Below are 6980 nucleotides of genomic sequence, written 5' to 3'. Positions count from 1 at the left end.
GCTCAATATGGCGTTCGAGATAATAATGAAGCCAGTTGGACGCAAGTTGTAGAAATGCTGGAGTTCATGTCTGATGTCACTAGCATCCCGATTTTATTAGATGGGGATACTGGTTATGGCAACTTTAATAATATGCGTCGCCTGGTCAAAAAGTTAGAACAGCGAGGAATCGCTGGAGTCTGTATTGAAGATAAACTTTTTCCCAAAACCAATAGCTTTATCAACGGGAGTCGCCAAGCTTTAGCTGATATTGATGAATTCTGCGGCAAAATTAAGGCGGGTAAGGATAGTCAGACAGATCCAGATTTTTGCATCGTCGCCCGACTCGAAGCTTTGATTGCTGGGTGGGATCTTTCGGAAGCGCTGCGCCGAGCTGAAGCTTACCACGCCGCCGGAGCAAACGCCATCCTAATTCACAGTAAATCATCGCGCCCCGATCAAGTGCTAGCCTTTGCTAAAGAATGGGCGGGCCGTTCTCCGTTAGTGTTTATACCGACTAAATATTACAGCACACCTACTGATGTTTTTCGCAAAGCTGAAGTTAATTTGGTCATCTGGGCAAATCATTTGATTCGATCTGCTGTTGCTAGTATGCAAGCGATCGCGCGTGAAGTGAAAGCCAGCGAAACTTTAATCAACATTGAAGATGATATTGCTCCCGTAAAAGAAATCTTCCGGCTACAAGGGGCGGATGAACTCATAGAAGCTGAAAAACGCTACTTTAATAACGGACGGCAAAATACCCAAGCGATCGTTTTAGCTGCTAGCAGAGGCCAAGAATTAGCCGGATTGACGCAAGATAAGCCAAAAGTGATGTTACCCCTTGGAGGTAAACCTTTACTCAGGTTATTGGTAGACAAATTCAAGAAACTTGCTATCAATGATATTACCGTTGTCGCCGGTTACAAAGCAGAAACCATCAATGTTCCGGGGACTAAAGTCATCTGCAACCCAGATTATGAAACAACGGGAGAATTAGCATCCTTAGCCGTAGCTCAAGCTAGTTTTGGCGAAGAAATGCTGGTGCTTTACGGCGATTTACTATTTAGAAGCTACATCTTGCGAGATTTATTAGAATGTCCCGGAGAAATTGTGGCTGTAGTTGATTCTGTAGCCAACAACAAGTCTGTTAGCGGTTCACCTGATTACGCCTATTGCTCAATTCCAGACGATCTTTCTTTGTTTGGACAGGATGTCAACCTGTTGAACATTTCTAAAACCAGACAAACGCAATTAGGAAAGTCTAGCGGCCGCTGGATTGGGATGTTGCGCTTGCGAAGTCAAGGTAGACAATGGGTTAGTGAAGCACTCAATGAGTTGCAAAAACGACCGGAATTTAACAGTCTGGGTTTGCCAGAATTATGCAATTATTTAATCGAGCAAGGCAAACCGATCAAGGTGCTTTATATTCGCGGTAACTGGTTAGATGTTAATTCTTTGGACGATCTTGACCTTGCTTTTCAATTAAAACAATAGGAGTGGGGCATTGGGCATTGGGCATGGGGAATTGTGAGGTTGAAGTTCCGAGTTCGGAGGTCAAAATTCCGAGTTCTGAGGTCGAAGGTTTGAGTTCTGAGGTCAAAGTTCCGAGTTCTAAGGCTGAAGTTCCGAGTTCTAAACCTGAAGTTCCGAGTTCTAAACCTGAAGTTCCGAGTTCGGAGGTCGAAAGTTTGAGTTCGGAGGTCAAAGTTCCGAGTTCGGAGGTTGAAGTTTTGAGTTCAGAGGTCGAAGTAATAATCTTTCCTATTAACTCTCCAGTGCCCAATCTCGCTTCCTCACTTTCTACTCTTTACTTTCCACCCCCCATCTTTTAATATGATCCAGGCAGAAGAATTTGTAGAAGCTGCGCGTAATCTTGGCTTTGGGTGGTACACTGGCGTACCCTGTTCTTTTCTCACGCCTTTTATTAACTACGTCATCAATGACGTTCAACTTAAATATATCTCCGCAGCCAATGAGGGAGATGCTGTAGCGATCGCAGCTGGAGCAGCAATTGCTGGTAAACCCGCAGTAGTGATGATGCAAAACTCTGGTTTGGGGAATGCAGTTAACCCGCTAACCTCCCTCACTTATATCTTTCGGATTCCACTGCTGCTGATTTGTACCTTGCGAGGCGATCGCGTGTTGCAAGATGAACCGCAACATCAATTAATGGGGCAAATCACAGATAAATTGTTGCAAACAATGACCATACCTTGGGAATATTTTCCCACAGATGCAGCACAAATAGAACCGGTTCTGCAAAGAGCCACAGCCTATATGCAACAAGAGCGCTGTCCTTATGCTTTAATCATGCGTAAAGGAGCGATCGCCCCCCATGCCCTCACTCGTTCTTCTATTCCCGAACGAGAAAATAGTAATAGCCCTCATATTCAGCAAAGTTTTTTTCGGGATCACAAAGAACAACGCATTTCTCGCAGCGAAGCATTAGCTCAGATTGTGGAACTTACAGATCCAGAAAACACTGTAGTAATTGCCACCACCGGATACACGGGACGCGAACTCTTCGCTAGTAAAGACAGCGCCAATCATCTTTATATGGTCGGCTCAATGGGCTGCGCTTCCTCAATGGGATTGGGATTATCCTTAGCACGTCCAGACCTCAAGGTAGTAGTAATTGATGGCGATGGGGCAGCATTAATGCGAATGGGTAATTTTGCGACAATTGGCACTTATGGCGGTGCTAACTTCACCCATATTCTTTTAGATAATGAAGTCCACGATTCCACAGGCGCACAAGCCACCGTTTCTGCGGGTATCTCCTTTGCCAAAATTGCGGAAGCCTGCGGTTACGGCGTGACATTAGCCGGAGATGACCCTTCCCTTTTAGATGCCTTATTTACCGCAGATGCTAACACTAGACCTAAATTCGCTCATTTAAAAATCCGTCCCGGAACTTTAGAAAAGCTACCCAGACCCAACCTCACCCCGGAAGCAGTTTTACAACGCTTTATGAAACACATTGGTAATTCGTAATGACGCTCGAAGACTCGCTAACGCTGCGCTAACGTAATTCGTAATTAATAAATTCCAAGTACAAACTCTTAATTTATTAATGCCCAATGACAAATGACAAATAACAAATAACAAATGACAAATGACAAAATGATTTTACTAAATCCCGGCCCTGTAAATTTGAGCGATCGCGTCAGAAATGCCCTGTTGCGTCCTGATTTGTGTCATCGTGAGGTGGAATTTTCGCAACTTCAAAGCAGAATCCGCGAACAGCTACTTCAAGTTTATGATCTTGGAAGCGGCTGGGCAGCAGTTCTCCTCACTGGTTCTGGAACCGCCGCGATGGAAGCGATGATTAGCAGTTTAGTACCCACAGATGGGAAATTACTGGTAATTGAAAACGGTGTATATGGCGAACGACTATCCAAAATCGCCAAAATTCACGGCATTGATTACATCACACTTTCCCATCCTTGGGATGGCGAAATAGATATCAAAGCTTTAATCAAACTCCTAGATGAAAACGCCGACATTACCCACCTTGCGATCGTCCATCACGAAACTACTACCGGTCGTCTCAATAATTTGGCAGAACTTGCCTCAATTTGCCAAGAACGCCGTATCAAACTATTAGTAGATGCAGTCAGCAGCTTTGGTGGTGAAGAATTAAATTTTGCAGATTGGGGAATCACTGCTTGCGCTGCAACAGCAAATAAATGTCTGCATGGCGTTCCCGGAGTGTCCTTTGTCATCCTGCAACGGGATGCACTGCCGTCAGTAGACACCATTCCCCGCACCTTATATTTAGATTTAGCAACCTATTGCCAGCAACAAGATCGAGGCGGCACACCTTTTACGCAATCAGTACAGACATTTTATGCTTTAACAGAAGCTTTGCAAGAAATGGCAGAAGCAGGAGGTTGGCGTGCTAGACACAGCCATTACAACCAACTTGCCAGCTTAGTCAGAGAAGGGTTAGCCTCAATCGGAATTAAACCTTTACTTCCTCTTGGCAGTTCATCCGTTGTCTTGAATGCCTACTACTTACCAAACGGTTTCAGCTATGAAGAATTTCACGACCAACTGAAAGCACGAGATTATATAATTTATTCTGGACAGGGAAATTTAGCTCAATCAATCTTTCGAGTCTCGACAATGGGAGCTATTACCCAAGCCGACATGGAACGCTTTGTTGGCGTTGTTAAACAAATCATTGGTAATTCATAATATCCTCTCGTTCCCATATTTCCAATGGGAACGAAGAACGAGGAATAATTACGAATTACGTTAGCGCAGCGTTAGCGAGTCTTCGAGCGTCATTACGAATTACGAATTATTTTAACAGGGCATCAAAGCATCAAATCTCCCTATTACTGCCATATCTTCTTCATCTAACTCCGCCGGAATCCCACTGCGAATCAATTCCGAAAAGTCTTCATTGGGAATCATCACAGTCAACGTGTACAAGCGAGTAGAACCAGTATTTTTAATCAAATGAGTACCAGTGGGAGGCACTAATAAACTATCTCCAGCTTTGATCGTCGCACTCTTGCCGTCACATATAGCGATCGCTTCCCCTTTGAGGACGAAAAACATTTCTACTGCCCACTGATGGCGATTTGGAGGTGTTTGTCCACCAACATCAAAAATTTCTATGCAGCAAGTCAAAGAAGTATTAGCATTTGTCGAATCGAAGATAATTGCTAATCGATTAGAGGCGTCGGGGCTAATCCGATATACTTGGTAATCTTTGCTAGATTTGATAACCGGAATTACACAACGAGTAGCGTACATTTATTTATCCCCTCTGAGTTATCGATGGGTATGAAAATTCCTAAAATCCGAGTTTTGAATTAAACGCTCACACCGAAGTCCAAAATTAAAAAAAGTCTGAGAGCAAAGGAATTTAAACGCGAGAACAAATCTAAAATCTAAAATTATTGAGCGAAGAAAGAGCATTAATGCATGGGATCAATCTAAAATCTAAAATCCAAAATTGATTCACTCCTCACCATTTTGCAGCGCTGTTAAAATTCCTTGCGAGTCAGTGACAAAACCGAAGCATTGTTTGACATTATACAACGTCGCCTGCCAACAATATTCAGGAGAAGTTGTGGCGGTGCAGTCTTTAACCAATACGCAGTCATATCCTAAGAAGTTGGCATCACATAACGTGGTCAGCACACATTGATCGGCATTAACACCAGCAAAAAATAATGTTGTCCTTCCCAAATTCCGCAAGATACTATCTAAAGGTGTATCCCAAAACCCACTCATGCGGTATTTATCCACACGAATATCTTCAGGTATCTGTTCTAGCTCGTCTACTATTGCTGCCGCCCAACTACCTGCCATAAGTACTCTAGCACCATTGCTTGGTAGTGGATCGCCCAATCCCACACCTTCCCCTGTGGGATTATAGACGTGGCGCGAACTCGCACTAATATTGAGCAAGTCGGGACGATTCCCCCAATTTACCCAAATGACTGGAACACCAACCTCACGCAGTTCGGGAAGTAAGTTGTTCAAAGGTTCAATAGGCTGACGCGCCGGAGTTACGTCTACACCGATATGCGCTAACCAGCCATCAGGGTGACAGAAGTCGTTTTGCATATCAATGACGAGGATAGCAGTCTTTGCCAAGTCTAGGCGCAGGGTTTTAGTTTCTGTTGATAAGATAACGGGTTGTGGGGTCTTTTGAGGACGAGTGATATCTGCGATCGCATCATTCACTGTCCACGCATTCGGTGCAACTCCCAATGTCCGTAATGGTAAATTCATAAAATTCCAATACCCAACACCATTTTCTATTTTGTAACTTGAAATTTAGTTGAAAATACAATTACTTAATTAAGGTTAAATATGGCAAATTTCACTATCCATAATGTTTTGATTGCCATCGGTGATGATTATGCGACGGTAGATGTATAGATTGGAAATGGTGCAACCGTAGTCATTTTCCCCAATCTACAAGTAATTGGCACTGCCATAGATGGTAAAAACAAGCTATTACTACCTGGCTTTTTCAACGCCCACACCCACTCATCAGAGATGTGGTAGCGAGGAATTATGTAAATGTTCCCTTTAGAATTATGGTTGGCGAAACTGTATGATTTTGCTCCCTCGATCCCGAACAGGTTTATCTGGGCGTCTTGGGTACTGCGGTGGAAACTTTACTTGTTGGCGGGATGAGTGTGGTAAATCGTCTGGTGTTCATTCCCGAACTTGAGTTAAAAGCGATCGCTACAATCTTTGTTGTCACTCCCATTTACTCGTATAGGAATCAGTATTGAGGAACTCAGAGCCAAATACGCAGGCTAACCAAACAAATCGCAAATCGCTGAACCGCATTTATAACGAGTTAAGCTTTAAGTTACACATTTTTGTGAGGCGCAGTAAGTAATGCGAAGATCCATTGCCATAGCAGTAGTAAGCTTCGTCATCGTGGTAGTTATCGTAGCTTCCCTCGCTGTTCGGAATCTCACTCCTGATAAACAAGCTGAACTTCTTTTTACCTTTATCTCTAACCTTTTCGGCACTATTATTGGTGGATTGCTTGCTTACTTAATTGCGTTAAGTCAATTCAGAATACAGTCAAACTCAGAAGCAAAGCAAAGGCGAATCGATACAGCATTCGATTTTCATCGAGAGTTGGTGAGTGTTGAATTAACTCAAGCGCGAGGTGAAGCTAACAAACTCTTTACGAACTATATAACTGCACGCGATCTAGATGATTTTTATTCCAGCTTACCAGCAGATGAAAAGCGTCCCATCCAAATGGTTCTTTCTTTTTTTCGACGTTTGCAACTGGCAGTTGAATATAACCGTGTTGATAAACAGTAAACCAAAAAGTTTTTCCCCAAAGAGCGATCGCTAATCAACTTACGTGCTTCAAAGTATTATATACTACTAAAGACATAATTAATGCTTATGCTTCTGTGAAAGGTTTCAAAAAATGAAATGATGAGAGTGGTGTGTAGCATATTGGCTTAAAATTTTGACGGCTCCATCAGAAGAAATGGCAA

Annotated in this window: 7 protein-coding genes and 1 pseudogene; 5 read left to right on the top strand and 3 right to left on the bottom strand. The window is 43.1% G+C overall.

Annotation, left to right across the window (positions count from 1 at the left end; all coding sequences use genetic code 11):
* Positions 1-1476 (top strand): phosphoenolpyruvate mutase (gene aepX, locus IQ229_RS07130; RefSeq protein WP_194042489.1); only part of this gene is annotated, 1476 nt, incomplete at its 5' end.
* Here the strand turns inward: aepX and IQ229_RS07125 are convergent.
* Entirely contained in the window at positions 1430-1765 is a 336-nt protein-coding gene (locus IQ229_RS07125; protein ID WP_194042488.1) for a hypothetical protein, read from the bottom strand. The genes aepX and IQ229_RS07125 overlap by 47 nt on opposite strands.
* A 50-nt stretch (positions 1766-1815) precedes the next feature.
* On the opposite strand from IQ229_RS07125, the gene aepY reads away from it, so the two are divergent.
* Entirely contained in the window at positions 1816-2976 is a 1161-nt protein-coding gene (gene aepY, locus IQ229_RS07120; protein WP_194042487.1) for a phosphonopyruvate decarboxylase, read from the top strand.
* Positions 2977-3090: 114 nt separating this feature from the next.
* The gene (locus tag IQ229_RS07115) at positions 3091-4182 is read left to right on the top strand and encodes a 2-aminoethylphosphonate aminotransferase (RefSeq protein WP_228013258.1); all 1092 of its coding nucleotides are present in this window, start codon (positions 3091-3093) and stop codon (positions 4180-4182) included.
* Positions 4183-4293: 111 nt separating this feature from the next.
* Here the strand turns inward: IQ229_RS07115 and IQ229_RS07110 are convergent, their stop codons facing one another.
* A complete protein-coding gene (locus tag IQ229_RS07110) occupies positions 4294-4749 on the bottom strand; it encodes a cupin domain-containing protein (RefSeq protein WP_194042486.1) in 456 nt (151 codons plus the stop codon).
* 207 nt (positions 4750-4956) lie between these two features.
* On the bottom strand, positions 4957-5736 hold the full coding sequence (locus IQ229_RS07105; protein WP_194042485.1) for a cysteine hydrolase family protein: 780 nt from the start codon (positions 5734-5736) through the stop codon (positions 4957-4959).
* 81 nt (positions 5737-5817) lie between these two features.
* Between IQ229_RS07105 and IQ229_RS07100 the strand changes: the two are divergent.
* Positions 5818-6203 (top strand): annotated as a pseudogene (locus IQ229_RS07100) (amidohydrolase); the annotation flags it as partial.
* Positions 6204-6357: 154 nt separating this feature from the next.
* Positions 6358-6798, top strand: coding sequence for a hypothetical protein (locus IQ229_RS07095; protein WP_194042483.1), 441 nt, complete (start codon positions 6358-6360; stop codon positions 6796-6798).
* Positions 6799-6980 lie beyond the last annotated feature (182 nt).

Source organism: Nostoc cf. edaphicum LEGE 07299 (genome assembly GCF_015207245.1).
In the GTDB taxonomy this organism is placed as follows: Bacteria; Cyanobacteriota; Cyanobacteriia; order Cyanobacteriales; family Nostocaceae; genus Nostoc; species Nostoc edaphicum_B.
This window is presented reverse-complemented; position numbering and strand designations above follow the sequence as displayed.

What these genes read in the sequence shown, in the direction of transcription:
- aepY (WP_194042487.1), top strand. Translation starts at nt 1,816, where the DNA reads ATGATCCAGGCAGAAGAATTTGTAGAAGCTGCGCGTAATCTTGGCTTT.
- IQ229_RS07105 (WP_194042485.1), bottom strand. Translation starts at nt 5,736, where the DNA reads ATGAATTTACCATTACGGACATTGGGAGTTGCACCGAATGCGTGGACA.
- IQ229_RS07110 (WP_194042486.1), bottom strand. Translation starts at nt 4,749, where the DNA reads ATGTACGCTACTCGTTGTGTAATTCCGGTTATCAAATCTAGCAAAGAT.
- IQ229_RS07115 (WP_228013258.1), top strand. Translation starts at nt 3,091, where the DNA reads ATGACAAATGACAAAATGATTTTACTAAATCCCGGCCCTGTAAATTTG.
- IQ229_RS07095 (WP_194042483.1), top strand. Translation starts at nt 6,358, where the DNA reads ATGCGAAGATCCATTGCCATAGCAGTAGTAAGCTTCGTCATCGTGGTA.